General features: G+C 59.4%; 20 protein-coding genes. 12 read left to right on the forward strand and 8 right to left on the reverse strand.

Going from position 1 to position 20,559, the window contains the following annotated elements; genetic code table 11:
- The first annotated feature begins 91 nt into the window (after positions 1 to 91).
- From ATI02_RS15755 to cfaB, 8 genes are all read left to right on the forward strand, one after another.
- Positions 92 to 2,053: a protease modulator HflK gene (locus tag ATI02_RS15755; RefSeq protein ID WP_100846745.1), complete on the forward strand. Its 1,962-nt coding sequence runs from the start codon at positions 92 to 94 to the stop codon at positions 2,051 to 2,053.
- Entirely contained in the window at positions 2,050 to 3,087 is a 1,038-nt protein-coding gene (gene hflC / locus ATI02_RS15760) for a protease modulator HflC (RefSeq protein ID WP_100846746.1), read from the forward strand. Before ATI02_RS15755 ends, hflC begins: the two co-directional genes overlap by 4 nt.
- A complete protein-coding gene (hflK, locus tag ATI02_RS15765; RefSeq protein WP_100846747.1) occupies positions 3,084 to 4,142 on the forward strand; it encodes a protease modulator HflK in 1,059 nt (352 codons plus the stop codon). The genes hflC and hflK overlap by 4 nt, the downstream gene beginning before the upstream one ends.
- A complete protein-coding gene (locus ATI02_RS15770) occupies positions 4,139 to 6,046 on the forward strand; it encodes a heavy metal translocating P-type ATPase (protein ID WP_100846748.1) in 1,908 nt (635 codons plus the stop codon). Before hflK ends, ATI02_RS15770 begins: the two co-directional genes overlap by 4 nt.
- A gap of 111 nt (positions 6,047 to 6,157) precedes the next feature.
- Positions 6,158 to 6,409 (forward strand): BufA2 family periplasmic bufferin-type metallophore, encoded by a 252-nt coding sequence (gene bufA2, locus ATI02_RS15775; protein WP_095188690.1) that lies wholly within the window; start codon positions 6,158 to 6,160, stop codon positions 6,407 to 6,409.
- A gap of 65 nt (positions 6,410 to 6,474) precedes the next feature.
- The gene (gene bufB / locus ATI02_RS15780) at positions 6,475 to 7,320 is read left to right on the forward strand and encodes an MNIO family bufferin maturase (RefSeq protein ID WP_095188689.1); all 846 of its coding nucleotides are present in this window, start codon (positions 6,475 to 6,477) and stop codon (positions 7,318 to 7,320) included.
- The gene (locus ATI02_RS15785; RefSeq protein WP_095188688.1) at positions 7,311 to 8,099 is read left to right on the forward strand and encodes an HvfC/BufC N-terminal domain-containing protein; all 789 of its coding nucleotides are present in this window, start codon (positions 7,311 to 7,313) and stop codon (positions 8,097 to 8,099) included. Before bufB ends, ATI02_RS15785 begins: the two co-directional genes overlap by 10 nt.
- 84 nt (positions 8,100 to 8,183) lie before the next feature.
- On the forward strand, positions 8,184 to 9,371 hold the full coding sequence (cfaB, locus tag ATI02_RS15790) for a C17 cyclopropane fatty acid synthase CfaB (protein WP_100846749.1): 1,188 nt from the start codon (positions 8,184 to 8,186) through the stop codon (positions 9,369 to 9,371).
- A 31-nt stretch (positions 9,372 to 9,402) separates the two neighbouring features.
- On the opposite strand, the gene cls is transcribed toward cfaB, so the two are convergent.
- Positions 9,403 to 10,842 carry a cardiolipin synthase gene (gene cls, locus ATI02_RS15795; protein WP_100846750.1) on the reverse strand — a complete coding sequence of 480 codons (1,440 nt, stop codon included), beginning with the start codon at positions 10,840 to 10,842 and terminating at the stop codon, positions 9,403 to 9,405.
- A gap of 132 nt (positions 10,843 to 10,974) precedes the next feature.
- Here cls and ATI02_RS15800 point away from each other — a divergent pair, with 132 nt between their 5' ends.
- Positions 10,975 to 11,493 (forward strand): DUF3617 domain-containing protein, encoded by a 519-nt coding sequence (locus ATI02_RS15800; protein ID WP_100846751.1) that lies wholly within the window; start codon positions 10,975 to 10,977, stop codon positions 11,491 to 11,493.
- A gap of 118 nt (positions 11,494 to 11,611) precedes the next feature.
- On the opposite strand, the gene ATI02_RS15805 is transcribed toward ATI02_RS15800, so the two are convergent.
- Genes ATI02_RS15805 through folE2 form a run of 6 tightly spaced genes read right to left on the reverse strand, consistent with a single transcriptional unit; the run spans position 11,612 to position 16,818 of the window.
- Complete coding sequence (locus ATI02_RS15805) at positions 11,612 to 12,943, reverse strand: dihydroorotase (RefSeq protein ID WP_100846752.1); 1,332 nt, start codon at positions 12,941 to 12,943, stop codon at positions 11,612 to 11,614.
- 3 nt (positions 12,944 to 12,946) lie between these two features.
- Positions 12,947 to 13,507: a gamma carbonic anhydrase family protein gene (locus ATI02_RS15810; protein WP_025112617.1), complete on the reverse strand. Its 561-nt coding sequence runs from the start codon at positions 13,505 to 13,507 to the stop codon at positions 12,947 to 12,949.
- Positions 13,504 to 14,379: a metal ABC transporter substrate-binding protein gene (locus ATI02_RS15815; RefSeq protein ID WP_100846753.1), complete on the reverse strand. Its 876-nt coding sequence runs from the start codon at positions 14,377 to 14,379 to the stop codon at positions 13,504 to 13,506. The genes ATI02_RS15810 and ATI02_RS15815 overlap by 4 nt, the downstream gene beginning before the upstream one ends.
- A gap of 11 nt (positions 14,380 to 14,390) precedes the next feature.
- Positions 14,391 to 15,257 (reverse strand): metal ABC transporter permease, encoded by an 867-nt coding sequence (locus tag ATI02_RS15820; RefSeq protein ID WP_095188682.1) that lies wholly within the window; start codon positions 15,255 to 15,257, stop codon positions 14,391 to 14,393.
- Positions 15,257 to 15,925 (reverse strand): metal ABC transporter ATP-binding protein, encoded by a 669-nt coding sequence (locus ATI02_RS15825; RefSeq protein ID WP_095188681.1) that lies wholly within the window; start codon positions 15,923 to 15,925, stop codon positions 15,257 to 15,259. Before ATI02_RS15825 ends, ATI02_RS15820 begins: the two co-directional genes overlap by 1 nt.
- Positions 15,922 to 16,818: a GTP cyclohydrolase FolE2 gene (gene folE2, locus ATI02_RS15830; protein WP_100846754.1), complete on the reverse strand. Its 897-nt coding sequence runs from the start codon at positions 16,816 to 16,818 to the stop codon at positions 15,922 to 15,924. The genes ATI02_RS15825 and folE2 overlap by 4 nt, the downstream gene beginning before the upstream one ends.
- Before the next feature lie 84 nt (positions 16,819 to 16,902).
- Between folE2 and ATI02_RS15835 the strand changes: the two genes are divergently transcribed.
- Complete coding sequence (locus ATI02_RS15835; RefSeq protein ID WP_100846755.1) at positions 16,903 to 18,105, forward strand: N-acetylmuramoyl-L-alanine amidase; 1,203 nt, start codon at positions 16,903 to 16,905, stop codon at positions 18,103 to 18,105.
- On the opposite strand, the gene ATI02_RS15840 is transcribed toward ATI02_RS15835, so the two are convergent.
- Positions 18,102 to 18,479 (reverse strand): glutamine synthetase, encoded by a 378-nt coding sequence (locus ATI02_RS15840; protein WP_095188679.1) that lies wholly within the window; start codon positions 18,477 to 18,479, stop codon positions 18,102 to 18,104. The two genes, ATI02_RS15835 and ATI02_RS15840, sit on opposite strands and share 4 nt — an antisense overlap.
- Before the next feature lie 222 nt (positions 18,480 to 18,701).
- On the opposite strand from ATI02_RS15840, the gene zigA reads away from it, so the two are divergent.
- Together zigA and ATI02_RS15850 are read left to right on the forward strand one after the other, a co-directional pair.
- Positions 18,702 to 19,907 (forward strand): zinc metallochaperone GTPase ZigA, encoded by a 1,206-nt coding sequence (gene zigA, locus ATI02_RS15845; RefSeq protein WP_100846756.1) that lies wholly within the window; start codon positions 18,702 to 18,704, stop codon positions 19,905 to 19,907.
- Positions 19,907 to 20,557, forward strand: coding sequence for a DUF1826 domain-containing protein (locus ATI02_RS15850; RefSeq protein WP_095188677.1), 651 nt, complete (start codon positions 19,907 to 19,909; stop codon positions 20,555 to 20,557). Before zigA ends, ATI02_RS15850 begins: the two co-directional genes overlap by 1 nt.
- The last annotated feature ends 2 nt before the right edge of the window (positions 20,558 to 20,559 follow it).

The following is a 20,559-nucleotide window of genomic DNA, read 5'->3' on the forward strand; positions in this document are numbered from 1 at the left end:
GTTTTTAGATAAGCGCAATTTGTGTACGAATATTTCACGACTTTCGTTATATCGTAACGATAAGAGCAAAGAGCCGAGGCTTTGGGGTGATATGCAGGTCGATCTGGAGGTTGAGGGCACGCAAGTGACCGGACTGCCGCGCTTTCAGCAGGCGGCCACGCAGGGCCGACGCTTACGCCGGTTGGCGATTGGCTTCGGCGCGTTAGCCGGGGCGGGTTGGATACTGGCGTTTTTTGTGGCGCTGTTTACACCGCAATCGTTGTGGTTGCCATTGCTGGTCAATCAGAGCGCGGCGCTGTGGGTGCTGCTGGCCGGGCTGCAATCGGCTGGGTGGGTGGCGCAGTGGCGCGCGCGGGTGATGAGTCCGCTGGCATCGACACCGCGTGCAGTCGAAGAGCAACTCGCGCCGGATGGCTGGTATGAGCGCCTGCTGGATCGCTTGAGTCAACGTGGCCTGCATCTGGTGGGCCTGATCGGCGAGGCGACGTTGTGGCTGGCCGGCTGGGCCTTGCTGGTGGTGATCAGCATTGAGCAGGTGTGGAACCTGGCCTTGCCGCCCGCCGCCGTCGGCATGTCTGCCACGGTTGGCGCCGTTCTGGCGCTGCTGCTGGCGTTCGGTTTGTTGGTATTGGAACGGCAGCTGGCTCAGCAAACTTCGGCGCAATGGCCTGAGGCGGGTTCGCTGGCGCAGCTGACGCGCGTCGCAATCATCAGCCTTGTGCTGGGAGCGCTGTGTTTGTTGTTCGCCAGCGAAACCGCAGTGTGGCCGGTTCGCCTTGCGGTGCTGATCGGCATCTTGCCGGGTCTTGTCGCGATCGAGCTGCTATTGCGCGCCGTTCTTTCGATATTCAGCCCGCGCCGCGATCGGCTCGAACCGCGATTGCTGGCGCGCAGTTTTGTCGCCGACCTGCTGCGTTGGCCGCCACAACCGCTGCTCGTGTTACAGCACGAATTGCACAACCGCTTCGGCATCGATCTGCGCCAGATTTGGGCATTCAGCTACATGCGTCGGGCCTTTGTGCCGGTGTTGGTGCTGGTCGCGGCGGTCGGCTGGTTGCTGACCGGTCTTCACGAAATTCCCCTGCAAGGTCGCGCTATCTATGAGCGATTCGGCAAACCGGTGCAGGTCTTCGGCCCCGGTTTGCATGCAGGTTTGCCGTGGCCACTGGGTCGGGTGTTGAGCGTCGAAAACGGCGTGGTCCATGAACTGGCGACCAGCGTCGGCGAAAATCCGGCGCCGCTGCAACTCGATCCCGCCGAAGGCCCGGCACCGATCACGGCCAATCGTTTGTGGGACGCCAGCCATGTGAACGATAAATCCCAGGTCATCGCCAGCAGCCGGGGCGAGCAGCAGAGCTTTCAGATCGTCAACATGGATGTGCGCTTCGTCTATCGCATCGGTCTGAGCGATCAGGCAGCACTGGCTGCAACCTATAACAGCGCTGATGTGCCAACGCTGATCCGCAGCACTGCCAGCCGGATTCTTGTGCATGATTTCGCCTCACGTACCCTCGACGGTTTGCTCGGTGCGGACCGGGCAGGGCTGGCGGAAGAGATCGGCCGTGCGGTGCAAAGTGATCTGCAAAAACTCGACAGTGGCGTGGAAATTCTCGCCACCGTCGTCGAAGCCATTCACCCGCCGGCCGGCGCCGCCAATGCCTATCACGGTGTGCAAGCGGCGCAGATTGGCGCGCAGGCGTTGATCTCGCGTGAGCGTGGGGCAGCCGCTGAAGCCAGTAACCAAGCGCAGTTACAGGCCAGCCTTGCTCGCGATCAGGCCAGCGCCAACGCCCGCGAAATCGGTGCAGCCGCACAGGCCGCCGAGCTGAAATTCAGTGCCGAACAAAAAGCCTACGCCAGCGCCGGCCAGGCATTCGTACTGGAGCAATACCTCAGTCAGCTCAGCCAAGGCCTGAGCAAAGCCAAATTGCTGATCCTCGACCATCGGCTGGGCGGTAGCAGCAATGCGCCGACCATCGACCTGCGTACGTTCACGCTGCCGGCTGACCCGACGCCCGCGCGCACCACCGCTCAACCAGGAGTTGCCCATTGAGCCAGTCGCACACTCACGATCATCATGACCACGGCGGCCCCGATCACGGCCACGGCGGGCATCACCATCATCACGGTCACCACCACGGTGCGCCGGAGGAGGCGGGGCCATTCCCTTGGCGGCGCATGGGCTGGGCGGTTTTGCTGGTGGCGTTCGCCATCGCGGCGGCGAGTCTGGTGCAGGTGCGTTCCGGTGAGGCTACGGTCATTACTCGTTTCGGCAATCCTTCGCGGGTCTTGCTCGATCCGGGTTTGAGCTGGCGTTGGCCGGCGCCGTTCGAAGCGGCGATCCCGGTGGATCTGCGCCTGCGCACGACGTCCAGCGGCTTGCAGGATGTCGGCACCCGCGACGGGTTGCGCATCATTGTCCAGGCTTACATTGCCTGGCAGGTGCAGGGCGATCCGGACAATGTGCAGCGCTTCATGCGCGCAGTGCAGAACCAGCCAGACGAAGCGGCGCGGCAGATTCGCACGTTTGTCGGCTCTGCTCTGGAAACCACCGCCAGCAGTTTTGACTTGGCCAACCTGGTGAACACCGATGCCAGTCAGGTTCACATCGCTGATTTCGAGGCGCAGTTGCGGCAGCAGATCGATCAACAATTGCTCGCCACTTATGGCGTGCGAGTGGTGCAGGTGGGTATCGAACGTCTGACGCTGCCATCAGTGACACTCACTGCCACGGTCGATCGGATGCGCGCCGAGCGTGAAACAATCGCCACCGAACGCACGGCCATCGGCAAACGCGAAGCGGCGCAAATCCGCTCTGCCGCCGAACGCGATGCGCGAATTGTGCAGGCTGACGCCACGGTGAAGGCCGCCGATATCGAAGCGCAATCTCGCGTTGAGGCCGCGCAGATTTATGGTCGCGCCTACGCCGGTTCGCCGCAGTTGTACAACCTGCTGCGCTCACTGGATACCCTCGGCACTATCGTCACCCCAGACACCAAACTGATCCTGCGCACCGATGCCGCGCCATTCCGTGTACTGGTCGACGGCCCGCCGAGCTTCGACAACAAGTCCGGATCGCAGCCATGAATGAAGAAGTTCCACGTGGAACACATTCGCTGAACAGTCCGTGGATTCAGGCGGCACGCTTGGCATTTTTTGCCTTGTACGCGGTGACGATCCTGGCGGCATTGGCCTGGGCGTTCTCCAATGTGCGGCAGATTGATCCGCAGAATCGCGCCGTGGTTTTGCACTTCGGCGCGCTGGATCGCATCCAGAACGCCGGCCTGCTATTGGCCTGGCCGCAGCCATTCGAACAGGTCGTTCTGCTGCCAGCGGCGGATCGGGTGATGGAACGGCGAGTGGAGAATCTGTTGCGCAGCGACGAAGCGCTGCAGGCTGATCGTGTCGCCTCATTTGCTACACCGATCAGCGATGCGTTGGCCGGCTCTGGTTATTTATTGACCGGTGATGCCGGTGTTGTGCAGTTGGATGTGCGGGTGTTTTACAAAGTGATCGAGCCCTATGACTTCGTGCTTCAGGCCGATCATGTTCTGCCGGCGTTCGATCGCTTGGTCACACGCAGCGCCGTGGCGCTGACGGCCGCGCGAGATCTCGACACCATTCTGGTTGCCAGACCGGAACTGATCGGCGCGGACAATCAGGCCGCCGAACGCCGCGAAAGACTGCGTGGTGATCTGGTGCAAGGCATTAACCAACGGCTGGCTGAACTGAAGGCGAGCGGGCAGGGCATCGGCATTGAAGTGGCGCGGGTCGATGTGCAATCGAGTCTGCCGGATCCGGCGGTCAGTGCCTTCAATGCGGTTTTGACCGCCAGTCAGCAGGCCGACAAAGCCGTGGCCAACGCCCGCACCGACGCCGAGAAACTCACCCAGTCCGCCAACGAACAAGCCGACCGCACGTTGCAAGTCGCCCACGCTCAGGCGGGCGAACGGCTGGCCAAAGCTTCTGCCGACACCGCCACGGTGTTGAGCCTGGCCAAGGCGCAACAAGGCACCGAGCCGCAAATGCTGCTGCGTCTGTACCGCGAGCGCATGCCGAAGATTCTCGGTCAGGCCGGATCGGTCACCACAGTCGATCCGAAAGACGATTCCCGCCTGATCATTCAGGGAGCCAGTAAATGAATGCGACTGCCGCTGCACCGAGCCTTTTATCTTCGGCCGAACAACGCCGTGCGGCCAGGCAACTGACCTTGGCGATGCTCGCTTTGGGTTTGCTTGGCCTCGGATTGATCTGGCGCTGGGCGATGCCGGAACAAACCGGGGTCAGTCAGTTGCTACTCGGTTTTGCTTCTTTATTAGTGGCGGTGCCGGTGATGCGTTCGGCGTGGTACAGCCTGCGTTATCCAAGCCTGCACGGCATCACCGATCAACTGATCGCGCTGGCGATGCTCGGGGCGTGGGCGACGGGTGATCTGCTCACCGCCGCGTTACTGCCGATCATCATGATCTTCGGCCATGTGCTGGAGGAGCGCAGCGTCATCGGTTCACAGGAAGCGATCCACGCCCTCGGCCAATTGACCCGCAGTCATGCGCGCAAACTTCAGGCCGACGGCTCGATCATTGAAGTGGACAACGGCACGCTGAAATCCGGCGATACGGTCGAGGTCAGAGCCGGTGATCGTGTGCCAGCGGACGGTCGGATTTTGTCAGGGCAGGCGAGTCTCGACACCGCTTCGATTACCGGGGAATCCGTGCCGGTGGAAGCGAGTGCGGGTATGTCGGTGTTCGGTGGCGCGATCAATCTCGATGGTCTGTTGCGTATCGAAGTAACTCGCACCGGCGATGAATCGACTCTCGGTAAAGTCATCGCTTTGATGCAGAACGCCGAGCGCTCGAAACCGCCGATCACCCGATTGCTTGAACGCTATGCCGGCAGTTACATGGTGCTGGTGTTGCTGCTGGCGGCGGTCACCTGGTTCATCACCCACGACGCGCAAGCGATGCTCGCGGTGTTGGTGGCGGCGTGTCCTTGCGCGTTGGTGTTGTCGGCGCCGGCCACGGCGATTGCCGGTGTAGCAGTGGCAGCACGGCACGGGATTCTGATCCGCAGTTCAGCATTCCTCGAAGAACTGGCCGACCTGACATCGCTGGTCGTCGACAAGACCGGCACCCTGACTTACGGCACCTTGCGCTTGCAGGCGATCGACAGTCCGCGCGCGGATCAGTCGTCGGTCATGGCGCTCGCCGCCAGCCTCGGCGCGGCGAGCAGTCACCCGGTCAGTCGGGCATTGGCGGGGTTGGTCAGTCAGGAAAAGTGTGTGGCGCTGAGCGATATCCACGAGCGACAAGGTCTCGGTGTCGTCGCAGTGACCGCACAGGGCGAAGCAGCGCTTGGCCGGCCAGAGTTGTTCGCACAACTGAAAATCCCCACCACGCCGACTCCCGAGCACGACGGCCCGATTGCCGGCCTCGCCTTGAACGGTGAATTTCTCGCCTGGCTGTTGTTGGCCGACAGCGTCAAACCGGAAGCCCGATTGGCCCTGAGCGAATTGCGCGAACTCGGTCTTGGCCGACAACTGTTACTGACTGGCGACCGACAAAGTGTCGCGCAGACCTTGGCCAGGGATGTCGGTCTACAGGACGTTCAAGCCCAAGCCTTGCCCGAAGACAAACTCAATCGTGTGCTCCAGGAAATCGACAACGGCTTCCGGCCAATGGTTGTCGGTGACGGCATCAACGATTCGTTGGCACTCAAGGCAGGAGTCGTTGGCGTAGCAATGGGGGCGGGCGGTGCGGATATCGCCTTGGCGTCGGCTGACATCGTGCTGATCGGCAGCGACCTGCGCCGGCTCGGTACTTGTGTGCGGCTGAGTCGCCAATGCCGCCGCACCCTGCAGGTCAACGTGATCATCGGTCTGGGCTGGACGCTGGCCATCGTCGTGTTTGCCGCGTTCGGCTGGCTGGGCGCCGCCGGGGCGATGATTGCGGCGCTGCTGCATAACCTCAGCACGTTGCTGGTACTGGGCAACGCCGGGCGTCTGCTGCGTTTTCAGGAGCCGCTGCTCAAGCTCAAGGAAGATATTTGAAAATATTTCTACCGCCTCTGTAACGCCGTCGGGGTCGCGCGCTCTAGTGCTATGTCGGGACTGAACAAACCGTCCAGCCGACACCCCCTGACGATTACCGAGGATAAAAAAATGACTATCAAGACCGCCGCTGCTGGTGCCGCTCTCGCTTTGGCCGCTGCCACTATGTTTGCCGGTGTCGCCACCAACGCGATGGCCGCCGATGCCAATGTTCACTGCTACGGCGTGACTGCCTGCAAAGGTCAGAACGACTGCAAGACCAAAGACCATGCTTGCAAAGGCATGGGTGCCTGCAAAGGCCAGGGTTTCAAAGCCATGACTCAAGCGGCTTGCGAAAAAGCAGGTGGCAAGGTCGGCGAATAACTGACCGGCCAGTGCCGCCGCAGTGGCTCACGCCACTGCGGCCACTTTTTATCAGGAGTCTGCACATGTCCGCCTCTGGTCCCTTCCTCGGCTACGGCCTGGGATTGCGTAGCGCTTACTACCAGCAGATCCTCGAACAGTCGCCGGACGTGGACTGGTTTGAAGTGGTCTCCGAAAATTTCATGGTGCAGGGCGGCAAGGCCCTGTATTACCTGGACGCCATCGCCGAGCGTTATCCGCTGGTGATGCATGGCGTTTCCCTGTCCATCGGCGGGCCGCATGCCCTCGATGTGGACTATCTGAAACAACTCAAGCAACTGGCCGAACGGGTCAACCCGGCGTGGATCTCCGATCACTTGTGCTGGAGCCGCGGCAACGCTCATCAGTTGCACGATTTGCTGCCTCTGCCTTACACCGAAGAAAGTCTTGAATACATTGCCGAGCGCGTGCGCCAGGTTCAGGACGTTTTGCAGCGTCCGTTGGTGCTGGAGAACGTCTCCAGCTATGTCCGCGCCGCTTCGGATGATTTCACTGAATGGGAGTTTCTCGCGGCCCTGAGCCGCGAAAGCGGCTGCGAGTTGCTGCTGGACGTCAACAATGTCTACGTCAGCTCACGCAATCACGGTTTCGATCCGTGGACGTTCATTCAGAGCCTGCCGGTGGACAAGGTGCGCCAACTGCACCTGGCGGGACACAGCGATTACGGCGATTACGTCATCGATACCCATGACCAACCGGTGAGCGATCCGGTCTGGGTGCTGTATCAACGTACGTTGGAGCACTTCGGCCCGGTGGCTACGTTGCTGGAACGTGACGATCATTTTCCGCCTTTTGAAGCGCTGCTCGAAGAACTGCAAAAGGCTCGGGCGCTGGGTGACAGGGTTCTGGCCGGGAGACAGCAATGCGCCTGAAAGAATGGCAATTGGCATTTGAGTCGTTTTTGCTCGAGGGGGCGGCCACCGCCCAACCGCGGCTGGGTGCCAGCCTGATCGGCGGGCCGACGCTGGATGTCGGCACGGGTCTGGCGATCTATCACAACGCCTATCAGGCCCGTTTACTGGAGGTGTTGCGCAACGATTTTCCAGCCATCTGGCACTGGTTAGGCGACGAGGAGTTCGACGCGATCGCTACCGCGTACCTGCGCCGGTATCCGTCGGCGCATTACAGTCTGCGTTGGCTGGGCAAAGGCTTCGAAGGGTTTATTCGCGAGCATCTGGTGCCCGAGCAAAGTGCACCTTTGGCTGAGATGGCAGTAATCGAGTGGGCATTTACTTTGGCTTTCGATGCGCCAGCGGGTGAGCCGTTAACCATCGAAACAATGGCGACACTGTCCGCGCCAGAATGGCCAGCGCTGCGAGTCAAACTGGCGCCCTGCGTTCAGTGGCTGGAATGCCGGTTCAACAGCGTCGCGCTGTGGCGTTCGGTTAAAGAAGAAACTGATTTCCCTCCCAGCCAGCCACTCCAAGATCCCCAGATCTACCTGATCTGGCGCAACGATCTGATCTGTCATTACCGCAGCCTGGAATCTGCCGAGGCCAATGCTCTGAATGGCTTGATAAACGAAGGCTGGAGTTTCGCCGAACTGTGCGCCGAGTTAGCAGTCATCTATGAAGAGGGCGCTCCACTTCAGGCCGTGACCTGGTTAAAGCAGTGGGTGCAAGAAGGCCTGTTAGAGCGTCTGCAACGATAGTTAAGGCTGATTAAATCGATAGCCTGCTAATTTTTCAGGATGGTCTACCCTCAGATTTGACGTCTGAAACAAGGGGGATTTTCCATGCTCGCGCAACTTCCACCGGCCTTACAGAATCTGCAGCTTCCGCTTCGCCTGCGACTCTGGGATGGCCATGAGTTCAATCTGGGCCCGGTGCCCAGTGTCACCATCGTGGTCAAGGATCCGCAGATGGTCAGCCAGCTCAGCCATCCAAGCCTGGACGCGCTGGGGGCGGCATTCGTTGAAGGCAAACTTGAACTGGAAGGCTCGATCAGCGAGGTCATCCGGGTCTGCGACGAATGGAGCAGCGCGTTGCTCAATGAAGATCAAGACAGTCAGCCAATGCGGACCTTGCATGACAAGGAAACCGACGCCAAAGCCATCTCCTATCACTACGATCTGTCCAACGCGTTCTACCAGCTCTGGCTGGACAGCGACATGGCGTATTCCTGCGCGTATTTCGAAACCGGCAGCGAGTCGCTCGAGCAGGCGCAGCAAGCCAAATTCCGTCATCTGTGCCGCAAGCTCCGTTTGCAGCCTGGCGATTATCTGCTGGACGTCGGTTGCGGCTGGGGCGGCCTGGCGCGTTACGCCGCACGGGAATTCGGTGCCAAGGTGTCCGGCATCACCCTGAGCAAGGAACAACTGGAACTGGCGCGCGAGCGCGTCAAGGACGAGGGCCTGGAAGATCAGATCGAACTGCAATTGCTCGACTACCGCGATCTGCCGCAGGACGGTCGTTTCGATAAAGTCGTCAGCGTCGGCATGTTCGAGCACGTCGGCCACGCCAACCTCGCCGAGTACTGCAAAACCCTGTTCGGTGCGGTGAAGGAGGGTGGTCTGGTGATGAACCACGGCATCACTGCCAAGCACACCGATGGCCGTCCGGTCGGACGTGGTGCCGGGGATTTCATCGAGAAATACGTATTCCCCAATGGCGAGTTGCCGCATCTGTCGATGATTTCGGCCGAGATCAGCGAAGCCGGGCTTGAGATCGTCGATGTCGAAAGTTTGCGCCTGCATTACGCTCGCACGTTGGATCACTGGAGCGAGCGGCTGGAGGACAACCTCGAAGCGGCTGGCAAACTGGTGCCTGATCAAGCGCTACGGATCTGGCGCCTGTACCTGGCCGGTTGTGCTTACGCGTTCGCCCACGGCTGGATCAATCTGCACCAGATCCTTGCGGTGAAAGCGCACGCCGATGGCAGCCATGAACTGCCATGGACTCGTGACGACATCTATCATCCTTGAAGCTTCTTTCCCTTGCGGGAGAGGGGGCTTTTCAGAGAATCGGTGAAATGAGCCGGGCGATCCGCATGCCGACCTGTTGCAGGCGGTGGAGCTCCCGGCTTTCTTCTTTGGCAACTTCATAGGCCAGCTCGAAGTCCGCGTTCAGCATCTGTTCGACTTTGCCAGCAAAGGCGCTATCGACGGTCAGCAACATCACTTCGAAATTCAGCCGGAACGAGCGGTTGTCCAGATTGGCGCTGCCGATGGCGCTGATTTCGCTGTCGATCAACACCACTTTCTGATGCAGAAATCCCGGTTCATAACGGAATACCCGCACCCCTGCGCGAACGGCTTCAAACGCGTACAGGCTGGAGGCGGCGTAGACGATGCGGTGGTCCGGGCGCGAAGGCAGTAGCAAACGCACATCGACACCGCGCAACACTGCCAGACGCAATGCGGCAAACACGGCTTCATCGGGAATGAAATAAGGGCTGGTGATCCACACCCGTTCCGTCGCCGCGTGAATGGCCTCGACAAAGAACAGCGAACAGGTTTCGTAGGCATCGGCCGGGCCACTGGCGAGCAATTGGCAGAGCACGCCGTCGTCCGGGTATTCGTCCGGAAGGATCAGCGGTGGCAGCGTGCGCGCCGCCCAGAACCAGTCTTCGGCAAAGGATTCCTGCATGCACGCCACCACTGGGCCGCGCACTTTTACATGGGTGTCGCGCCACGGTGCGAGCGGCGGCTTTTCGCCCATGTATTCATCGCCGACGTTGTGCCCGCCGACAAACCCGACCACGCCATCGACCACGACGATTTTGCGATGATTGCGGAAGTTGACCTGGAAGCGGTTTAGCCAGCCGCTGCGTGTGGCGAACGCTTTGACCTCGACACCGCCATCGCGCAGCGTCTGCACATAGCGGTGGGGCAGGGCATGGCTGCCGATACCGTCGTAGAGCAAATGAATGGCAACGCCTTCGGCAGCTTTCTTCAGCAACAAGTCACGCAAGCGTTGGCCAAGGCGATCGTCATGGATGATGAAAAACTGGATCAGCACCGCTTCCTTCGCTTGATCGATGGCCTGGAAAATCGCGTTGAACGTCTCGGTCCCGTTCACCAGTAACTGGACTTCGTTGTTGGCCAGACACGGCATGCGTCCCAGTTTCGGCATCGCCCGTAAGGAAGCGTAAGCATTCGAGGCGCGCGCGGTCAGCGCCTCTTCCACCCATGGGCGCCAGTTCAGTTCAGAGATGGCCTGGCGCATTTGTTCGTTGGCCTGGCGGCGCGCCTTGATGTAACCATCAAAGGTGCTGCGACCGAACACCAGATACGGAATAAGCGTCAGGTAGGGAATGAAGATCAGCGACAATGCCCAGGCGATCGACCCTTGAGCCGTGCGCACGGTCAGCACCGCGTGAATGGCAGCGATCATGCCGAGGGTGTGTATCAGGGCGATCAGATAACCGAAAATGTGCGGTCCAAAATAATCCATGGGGCAGCCTTGCTCCGCAAGATTCAATGCCTTAACAGACCATGTTCCGCCGCGATTGTCGCTATTTAATTGGGGCATGAACCGAAGCAATCGGCCGACGTCTAACGGCCACTACTGATCAGGAGTTTCTCGATGAACGTTCGTCTGCTGGGTTTGGCGCTGGGCCTGGGTTTGGCATTGCCGGTGATTGCGCAGGCGCAAATGCTGCAGCCGGGGTTGTGGGAAATGACCTCGAGCAATGTGAAAGTCGATGACCAGCCAATGGATGTGCAATCGATCCTCGGTCAGCTCCAGGGCCAGATGACGCCGCATCAGCGCGCGGCGCTGGAGAAAAATGGCATCAATATCGGCGGCAAGGGTATCCGTGCCTGCCTGACGCCTGAGCAAGTGGCGACCAATGATATTCCGCTGGCCGATCCGCAATCGGGCTGCAAGCAGCAGATCACCGAGCGCAGCGGCAACCAGTGGAAATTTCGTTTCAGCTGCCCGAAAGCGCAGGGCACCGGAGTCGCCACTTTCCAGAGTGATCGGGAATTCACTACGGTTGCCAACGGCACGTTCAACGCCATCGGGATCAACCAGAAGGGTAGCCTGGAAACCCGTGCAGTGTGGCTGGGTCAGGATTGCGGCGCGGTGAAACCAAGAGCTTAAAAGCTTCGCGGGCAAGCCCGCTTTCACGGTTCACGGGTGTACACGAAATCCATGTTCACCAAAGAACTCTGTGGGAGCGGGCTTGCCCGCGAAGGCACCTTGTCAGGCGCCGAATCACTCAGCGCATAAACCGCAGCGGTAAGCCCCGGCATCCCTCATTCACCTGGCCCTCGTGCCAGGCAATCTGCCCCGACACCACCGTCGTACTCACCCGATGCCGAAACCGTCTACCGGCAAACGGCGTCCATCCACACTGCGACAAAATCGGTTGCCGCGACACCTCCAGCGTATCCGGTTTTACCAACACCAGATCCGCCCAATAGCCTTCACGCAAATAACCCCGATCCGGAATCGCAAACAGATCCGCCACTCGATGGCTGGTCTTCGCCACCAGCGTGGTGAGCGGCAACACACCCTCCGCCACCAACTCCAGCAGAGCCGGCAACGCATGCTGTACCAGCGGCAAACCGGAAGGCGCTTCGGCATACGGTCGCTGCTTTTCTGCCCAGGTATGTGGTGCGTGGTCGCTGCCGATTACATCCAGTCGATTGCTCAGTAACGCCGCACGCAATGCATCGCGGTCGGCCATAGTCTTGATCGCCGGATTGCATTTGATCAGGTTGCCGAGGCTTGGATAGTCGCGATCATCGAACAACAAATGGTGCAGGCAGACTTCCGCAGTGATGCGTTTTTGCGCCAGTGGTTTGTCCTCGAACAATTCCAGTTCACGAGCAGTAGTCAGGTGCAAAACGTGCAGGCGCGTACCGTGACGTTTCGCCAGGTCCACGGCCAGCGAGGACGAGCGATAGCACGTGTCGGCATTGCGAATCAGCGCATGAGCTGCCGGCGGCAGATGGTCGCCAAACAGTTCGCTCAGGTTGGCCGCGTTGGCGTCGATACTCGGCGTGTGCTCGCAGTGGGCCAATAGAATCGTTGGCACCTCGGCGAACAGCCTTTCAAGAATCCTCGGGTCATCCACCAGCATGTTGCCGGTGGACGCGCCCATGAACACTTTGACCCCGGCCACTTCACAGGGATTGAGCGCGGCAACGGTGTCGAGATTGTCCTGGCTCACACCGAAGTGAAAGCCGTAATTGGCCACTGAGTTGATTGCCGCCCGGCGCTTCTTGTCAGCCAGTGCTTCGAGGGTGAGGGTGGCGGGATGGGTGTTGGGCATGTCCATGAAACTGGTAATGCCACCGGCCACCGCCGCGCGGGATTCGGTATGAATGCTGCCCTTGGCCGGCGCGCCGGGTTCGCGAAAATGCACTTGGTCATCGATCATGCCCGGCAGCAGCCATTGGCCGCTGGCGTCGATTTCCACGTGCGCGGTTTCACCTTCGATGCTGCGAGCAATCTTGACGATACGTCCATTGCTGACGAGCAGATCGCCGTCAAACTCACGCCCTTCGTTGACCAGTCTGGCATTGCGAATCAACACACTGCTCATGATTCAGAACTCGTTCTGCAAAGCTTTGTAGCCGCGCACCAGATCGACGTTGGTGCGTGCCACGTCTTCGGAAAACTCCGAGGCGCTCACACTCACCGGCGGGAATTGGGAAAGGTCGGTGTTCGGCCCGATCCGGGTAGTGGAGGGCACGTAGAACGCGTCCGGCAAATCACGGCCATCGACCACCGAGTTGTGCCGCACCACACAGCCGTCGCCGACCACGCAATTGAACAGCACGCTGTTGAAGCCAATGAAAACGCGGTCGCCGACCACGCAGGGGCCGTGCACGATCGAGCGGTGGGCAATGGATGTGAATTCGCCGATGGTCACCGCCGCGCCGGATTTGGAGTGGATCACCACGCCGTCCTGAATGTTCGAATTGGCGCCGATGGTGATCGGTTCCATCGCACCCGAAGCATCCACTTCGTCTGCACGGATGACTGCATAGGGACCCACGAATACGTTCTCGCCGATCACCACTTTGCCGCAGATGATCGCGGTTTTATCGACGTAGGCTGACTCGGCAATTTGCGGCAGATCGCCTGAAGGATTTTTACGAATCATTGTTGGCTCAGTGCGTCGTAAAGGGTATTGAGGTTGTATTCGAACAGACCGGTGAACGTGCTGGCCGGGCCGCTCGCCGCGAGCGCGTCCGAGTAAAGCGTGCCGCCGATGTGGGCGCCGCTTTCGTCGGCGATCTGTTTAAGCAGTCGTGCGTCTTTGATATTTTCCATGAACACCGCTTTGACTTTGGTCTGGCGGATCTGGGTGATCAGCGCGGCGACTTCAGCAGCGGAAGGTTCGCGCTCGGTGGAAAGACCCTGCGGGGCCATGAAGTCGATGCCGTAAGCCTGGCCGAGATAACCGAACGCATCGTGGCTGGTGACGATCTTGCGGTTGCCAGGTGGCAGCGAACCGAGCTTGGCCTTGGCTTCGGCGAGCAGGGCGTAGATCTGCTTCAGGTAGGTTTTGCTGTTGCGCTCGTAGTCGGCCTTGTTCGCGGGGTCGGCGGCGATCAATGCCTTGGTGATGTTGGCAACGTACAACTCGGCGTTGGCCAGATTGTGCCAGGCGTGCGGATCGGCAATCGTCTCACCGTCTTCATCCAGCGAGCGCGGAATTACCCCGTGACTGGCACTGATGACTGTGGCTTTGGTGTCAGTGCTGGTGACCAGCCGATCCAGCCACGGTTCAAAACCCAAGCCGTTTTTGATGATCACTTTGGCGCTGAGCAGGGCCCTGGCGTCGTCCGGCGTCGGCTCGTAGGTGTGGGCGTCTGCGTCCGGGCCGACCATATTGGTGATCTGAATATGCTCGCCGCCGACCTGATGAACCATGTCGGCGAGGATGCTGAAGCTGGTGACCACCGGCAATTTCTCCGCCGCCGACAAAGACATCGACAGCATCAGACTGAACAGCACGAGTAGAACGCGCATCGGGAAACACCTCATTGGGATGTGAGCAAAGGTGGGCGGCGCAGCAAACCGTGTACCGGCCCAAACACCACGGACAGCAGATAACCCGTACCAGCGACCAACACGATGGCTGGCCCGCTGGGCAGCGAGTAATAAAAAGAGAGGAGCAAGCCGAACCACACTGAGAGGCAACCTATGACTGCCGCGATGGCAATCAGGATCGGCAATCGACGACTCCAGAATCGAGATGCTGCGGCGGGCAGCATCATCAATCCGACCACCATCAACGCGCCGATCGCCTGAAATCCGATCACCAGATTCAACACAACCAAGGTCAGAAATAAACCGTGAGCGAGTGGGCCGAGGCGGCTGACCGTTCTTAAGAACAGCGGGTCGAGGGTGTCGAGCAGCAGCGGTTTGTAGATCAGCAGCATGGCGATCAGGCTGAACGCCGAGACCCACAACATGCCATTGAGGGTAGGACCGTCGACGGCCAATGCCGAGCCGAACAGCAGGTGTAACAAGTCGAGGCGTTTGCCGGCGATGCCGAGAATCAGCACGCCGCTGGCCAGCGATATGGGATAGATCGCGGCGAGGCTGGCGTCTTCGCGCAAACCTGTGCGGCGGGTGATCCACGCGGCGAGGCCGGCCATGCTCAGGCCTGCACCGAGGCCGCCGAGTGTCAGTGCGGGCAGACTCAGGCCGGCAAACCAGAAGCCCAATGCGGCGCCGGGGAGGATGCCGTGGGCGACGGCGTCACCGATCAGGCTCATGCGCCGCAGGATCAGAAACACCCCAAGTGGTGCCGTGCTGCACGCCAACACCAGGCCGCCGAGCAGCGCGCGACGCATGAAGACGAACTCGTTGAATGGTTGCCAGAGGTGAGCGACGTCAAGCATCAGGCCACCTGCGTGTGAGGTGATTGCACGATGAGATCTGCGCTTGCGCCGAATACACAGTCTCTGTTTTTGATCAGCAGCGTTTCAGGGATGTGTTGGCGGACGGCGCCGAGGTCATGGCAAACCACAACCAGTGTTCGACCTTCGGCATGCCAGGCGTGGATGTGTTGCCAGAGCAACTGTTGGCCAAGTTCATCAAGTGCGGCGTGGGGTTCGTCGAGCAACAGAACAGGTGAGTCAGTCAGACTCAATCGAGCGAGCAGGGCGCGTTGCAGTTCACCGCCGGACAACGCCATTAATGGGCGGTGGCCGAGTCCGCTCAGATGCCAGTTTTCCAGTGCGGCTGCGAGGCGCTGGGAGCGCAATTGCGTCGACAGTCTTCGTCCCCAGAAACCGGCAGCCACCAACTCTTCCAGGTTGATTGGGAACTGGCGATCAAGGTGTTGCTGTTGGGGGAGGAAGGACAAGCCGCTTTGCCGTGGAACGCTTAGCGTCACCTTTCCTGCCAAAGGCTTTTGCAGCCCGGCGATGACTTTCAACAGGCTGCTTTTACCGCAACCATTGGCGCCGATAATTGCCGTCAGGCTGCCGCTGTCGAGTTCCAGGTGCAGGGGCGAGGTCAGCGGTTGACCCGGTGCGCCCCAGATCAGGGATTGGCAGCGGATCATTCTTGCTCCCGCTGCCATTGGCTTTCGGCAACCGCGTCATGGGCGTGCAGGCTTTCGGCGTGAATCACCCGCAGATGGAAAGCGCTGACGCCGGGAGAGCGACGCAGGGCGAGATTCAGTCGACGCGCGGCGTCTTCGCAGAACATCAGGTTCTGCCCGTTGGCGAGGGCGAAGGCTTGTTCGTCGGCGCGTTTGACTGCGGTTTGTACCGCGGTACCGAGGGCTGCTTCGGCATCATCGATGATCGCACCGAGTGGCAGCTCATCAATAAATTCGTCTAGATGAACGTGCAGTTGCGCGGTACTGCGTTGGCTATGGGGTGTCGCAACGATCCCTTGGGTTGAACCGAGCCAGGCCAAAACATCGGCGTGTTGCAGGGGTTGATTGGCGAAATCGTCGATGAATTGTTGCTGGATCAGCTGCCTAGCGAGTGCCGCGGAGCATGGGCAAGTCGAGGAATAGGGCACATCGATTTTGAGTTCCACGTGGAACACTTCGTTTTTCAGGCTGGCTGAGATTGTCGCTGGATACGATTTCCAACCGGCCAAAGGGCTGATCAGCGCAGGCCTTTTCAGTAGCAACTCGGTATTGATATTGAGGTATGCGCTCTTGGATAAACCTTCATGGCTATCAACGAAACGTTGCAATACATAACGCAGCAGAGCGGGGCAAAGGTTGTCCTGCTCAAGGGCTTCCAGTGCCAAATACAGTCGCGACATATGAATGCCGCGTGCCTCGCTGTCATCAAGGCTGACACCGGCATCGACCTTGGCATTCAGTCGTTGGCCCTCTAACAGGATTGGTAACGCGATGCCGCGCATACCCACCCACTCGAGTGGCAAAGCCTGGCGGGAAGCCTGCGCAGCGATATCCGGAAGTGTCAGCGAATTCATGTTCGGGACCATCGTGTTGATTGAATTGAATGTTACATTATAACAATTTAAATCACGATGCCTTTTTCATGAACAGGCTTTCATATGCACAGACGCCAATTGCTTAATCTGATCCTCGCCAGCGCAGCGCTGGCTCTCCCTTTTAATGCCTCAGCCGCACAGATCCGCAATGCGCGACTCTGGCGCTCGGATGAAAAACTGCGATTGGTGTTCGATTTAAGCGGCCCGGTTCGCTACAAAACCTTCAGTCTCAGTGCCCCCGAACGGTTGATCATAGATGTGAGCGGAGCCAGTCTGGAGGGGGACTTCAACCAATTGGCACTCGGCAACACGGTGATTCGCTCGATTCGATCTGGACGTTTTGCTCAGGGCGATACGCGCATTGTTCTCGATCTGAGTGCTCCGGTGCGGCTAAACAGTTTCCTTTTGCCGCCACAGGATGGGCAGGGGAATCGCTTGGTGCTGGATCTGGTTAGTGCAAGTCAGGCCACCCCGACACCAAAGGTTCCACGTGAAACACCTCAGAATAGAGCTCACCCGCAGCGCGACATCATCGTTGTCGTTGATCCTGGCCATGGTGGAAAAGATCCCGGCGCGGTCGGCGCGAAAGGTGAGCGGGAGAAAGATGTCGTGCTGTCCATCGCCCGGGTGCTCGCCAAACGCCTGAAAAAAGAGAAAGGTTTCGACGTGAAACTGGTGCGAAATGACGACTTCTTTGTGCCGTTGCGCAAGCGCGTAGAGATCGCCCGTTGGCACAAGGCTGACATGTTTATCTCGGTGCATGCCGATGCGGCTCCACGACTGACGGCTTCGGGTGCCTCGGTGTACTGCCTTTCTGAAGGCGGCGCGACCTCGGCGACTGCGCGCTTCATGGCGCAGCGCGAGAACGGCGCAGATCTGTTCGGTGCGACCAGCCTGTTAAATCTGAAGGACAAGGATCCGATGCTCGCGGGTGTAATCCTCGACATGTCGATGAACGCCACCATCGCTGCGAGTTTACAGCTGGGAAGTACGATTCTCGGCAGTCTGGCCGGCATCACCACACTGCATCAGAAGCGCGTGGAACAGGCGGGGTTTGCCGTGCTCAAGTCACCGGATGTGCCATCGATCCTGGTGGAAACCGGCTTCATTTCCAATGCCCGCGACAGCCAGCGATTGGTCACGGCTAGGCATCAGCAAGCCGTCGCCGATGGTTTGTTTGAGGGTTTGCAGCGCTACTTTCAAAAGAATCCGCCGGTTGACAGCTACATGGCCTGGCAGCGGGAGCAACAAAAAGCCCAGGTCTAACAGCCGGTCAATCGGCTGCAAGTGAATTTCGCGCTGTTGCCTCCCGAGCTGGAGAAGCGGTTGATGGTTGTCCAACCCACTCGGCGGGTGTAGCCCACCCATGCCTCACCGTCGGAAGCGATACCGGTGAAGAACGTCAGTTGACCGAATCGACTGTTGGTTTGCGCCCAGTAGCGTTGACCAACCTTTTCGAAACCGCGCAGGTAAAGCGTGTTGCCGATCGTGTTGACGCTGTATGCATTGCCTTCAGCATCCACACAGGCCAGTAGATTGGCGCTGTGCGTACAGGTAGCGAGCGCGGGGACCTGTGCCCAAGCGCCAGTAGCGGCCACCAGTGCAAGGCTAAAAACCAAGCGTTTCAGCGGATGTTTCATGACCTTTTCCACGCGGCGGACTGATGGCAGCTTCCAACTCTTCATCTGTAAGAGCAAGAGCAAGGCTGGCTAATTCACATTGTTATACTATAACATAAATTAGAACTTAGCCTGATCCAGCCGATTTCAAGCGTTTACCTTCTGCGAACCGTCGTATGAAGCCCAGAACGCCACGCGCTACGCAAAAGCGCAGATTGGTTGCTACCTGAAGAGGATTATCCAATGTCAGCCGTACTGCCAGTGACCGTTCTTTCCGGATTTCTCGGCGCCGGAAAAAGTACACTTTTGAATTACGTACTACGTAATCGCGACGGCTTGCGCGTCGCGGTAATCGTCAATGATATGAGCGAGATCAACATCGATGGCAGCGAAGTCCAGCGTGATGTCAGCCTGAACCGCGCGGAAGAAAAACTTGTCGAAATGAGCAACGGCTGTATCTGCTGTACGTTACGTGAAGACTTGCTCGAAGAAGTCAGCAAACTGGCCCGAGAAGGGCGTTTCGATTACTTGCTCATCGAATCCACCGGCATTTCCGAGCCGCTGCCAGTGGCAGAGACCTTCACCTTTCGCGATGAACAGGGGCAAAGCCTCGCCGACGTAGCTCGTCTCGACACCATGGTCACTGTAGTCGACGGCGTGAATTTCCTGCTCGACTACCAGGCTGCCGAAAGCCTCGCCTCTCGCGGTGAGACCCTCGGCGAAGAGGACGAACGCTCCATTACCGACTTGCTGATCGAGCAAATCGAGTTTGCTGACGTGCTGCTCATCAGCAAGATCGATCTGATCAGCCAGCGTGAGCGTGAGGAGCTGATCGCCATCCTCCAGCGCCTTAACGCCCAAGCTGAAATTATCCCGATGGTGATGGGCGAAGTGCCGCTGGAGAAGATCCTCAACACTGGCCGTTTCGACTTCGAAAAAGCCGCGCAAGCACCCGGCTGGCTGCAGGAGTTGCGCGGTGAGCACGTCGCGGAAACCGAGGAGTACGGCATTGCTTCCACCGCCTACCGCGCGCGTCGGCCTTTTCACCCGCAGCGTTTCTTCAGCTTCATCGACCGCCCATGGCTGAACGGCAAACTGCTGCGCTCCAAAGGTTTCTTCTGGTTGGCGAGCAAGCCCACGGACGCAGGCAGTTGGTCGCAGGCCGGCGGTTTGATGCGCCATGGTTTTGCCGGGCGCTGGTGGCGGTTTGTGGAGAAAAACCAATGGCCGCAGGATCAGGAAAGCACCGCCGCCATCATGGGAAACTGGACGCCGAGTGTCGGAGATTGTCGTCAGGAGTTGGTGTTCATCGGACAGAACATCGATTTCGTACAGCTTTCTGCCGAACTCGATGGCTGCCTGCTAACCGATGATGAAATGGCGATCGGCGTTGAAGGCTGGCGATTGCTGCCGGATCCGTTCGGCCCTTGGCACGAAGAGGTGGCGTGATGCTCGCACTGAGTCTCCAGCAAAATCGCACGCGTTATCAGCATCAGGGAGCGACACCCAAAGTGCTGACGGGAATCCTTGAGGACGACGTCAACCTGAGCATCTGGCAGCGACAACTGCCATTGCATATCGCTGATTTCGCCAGTCTCCTGCTTTCGCTCAACGAGTCCCTGGCCGAGTCGCTGTGCCTGGAGTTACCCGACGAAGAGGCCGAACCGGATCTCACCGGGCTAGCCTTGGGATTTCGCGATCTACAAGGCTATGAAGGGTTTATCGCTGATATTGGATGGCTCGTCAGCGCCTTCGCCTGTCTGCTCGGCGCCCGGCGTATCGGCCTGCGCCTGCGGGTGCTGGATAAAGCGATGTGCCCACGTTTTCACGTCGATCATGTGCCCGTGCGCCTGATCACCACCTATGCCGGAGTCGGCAGCCAGTGGCTCAGGGAAGGTGCAATGGATCGTCAGCAACTGGGCCAGGCAAACGCCGAGCCGCAGGAAGCAGGGCAGGTCCAACAACTCAAAAGCGCTGATGTGGCGTTATTGAAAGGTGAAAAATGGCACGGCAATGAAGGCTTCGGCCTCATCCATCGCTCCCCGCAACTGGCGTCCGGCGAGCGTCGGCTGATCTTGACCCTCGACTGGCTCGGCTAACG

Origin of the sequence: Pseudomonas baetica, from assembly GCF_002813455.1 — a bacterium.
Taxonomy (GTDB): Bacteria; Pseudomonadota; Gammaproteobacteria; order Pseudomonadales; family Pseudomonadaceae; genus Aquipseudomonas; species Aquipseudomonas baetica.

Bases quoted from the DNA above. Each gene is read 5' to 3' on its own strand.
- ATI02_RS15755 (WP_100846745.1), top strand. From the start codon at position 92: ATGCAGGTCGATCTGGAGGTTGAGGGCACGCAAGTGACCGGACTGCCG.
- hflK (WP_100846747.1), top strand. From the start codon at position 3,084: ATGAATGAAGAAGTTCCACGTGGAACACATTCGCTGAACAGTCCGTGG.
- ATI02_RS15770 (WP_100846748.1), top strand. From the start codon at position 4,139: ATGAATGCGACTGCCGCTGCACCGAGCCTTTTATCTTCGGCCGAACAA.
- bufA2 (WP_095188690.1), top strand. From the start codon at position 6,158: ATGACTATCAAGACCGCCGCTGCTGGTGCCGCTCTCGCTTTGGCCGCT.
- bufB (WP_095188689.1), top strand. From the start codon at position 6,475: ATGTCCGCCTCTGGTCCCTTCCTCGGCTACGGCCTGGGATTGCGTAGC.
- ATI02_RS15785 (WP_095188688.1), top strand. From the start codon at position 7,311: ATGCGCCTGAAAGAATGGCAATTGGCATTTGAGTCGTTTTTGCTCGAG.
- cfaB (WP_100846749.1), top strand. From the start codon at position 8,184: ATGCTCGCGCAACTTCCACCGGCCTTACAGAATCTGCAGCTTCCGCTT.
- cls (WP_100846750.1), bottom strand. From the start codon at position 10,842: ATGGATTATTTTGGACCGCACATTTTCGGTTATCTGATCGCCCTGATA.
- ATI02_RS15800 (WP_100846751.1), top strand. From the start codon at position 10,975: ATGAACGTTCGTCTGCTGGGTTTGGCGCTGGGCCTGGGTTTGGCATTG.
- ATI02_RS15805 (WP_100846752.1), bottom strand. From the start codon at position 12,943: ATGAGCAGTGTGTTGATTCGCAATGCCAGACTGGTCAACGAAGGGCGT.
- ATI02_RS15810 (WP_025112617.1), bottom strand. From the start codon at position 13,507: ATGATTCGTAAAAATCCTTCAGGCGATCTGCCGCAAATTGCCGAGTCA.
- ATI02_RS15815 (WP_100846753.1), bottom strand. From the start codon at position 14,379: ATGCGCGTTCTACTCGTGCTGTTCAGTCTGATGCTGTCGATGTCTTTG.
- ATI02_RS15820 (WP_095188682.1), bottom strand. From the start codon at position 15,257: ATGCTTGACGTCGCTCACCTCTGGCAACCATTCAACGAGTTCGTCTTC.
- ATI02_RS15825 (WP_095188681.1), bottom strand. From the start codon at position 15,925: ATGATCCGCTGCCAATCCCTGATCTGGGGCGCACCGGGTCAACCGCTG.
- folE2 (WP_100846754.1), bottom strand. From the start codon at position 16,818: ATGAATTCGCTGACACTTCCGGATATCGCTGCGCAGGCTTCCCGCCAG.
- ATI02_RS15835 (WP_100846755.1), top strand. From the start codon at position 16,903: ATGCACAGACGCCAATTGCTTAATCTGATCCTCGCCAGCGCAGCGCTG.
- ATI02_RS15840 (WP_095188679.1), bottom strand. From the start codon at position 18,479: ATGAAACATCCGCTGAAACGCTTGGTTTTTAGCCTTGCACTGGTGGCC.
- zigA (WP_100846756.1), top strand. From the start codon at position 18,702: ATGTCAGCCGTACTGCCAGTGACCGTTCTTTCCGGATTTCTCGGCGCC.
- ATI02_RS15850 (WP_095188677.1), top strand. From the start codon at position 19,907: ATGCTCGCACTGAGTCTCCAGCAAAATCGCACGCGTTATCAGCATCAG.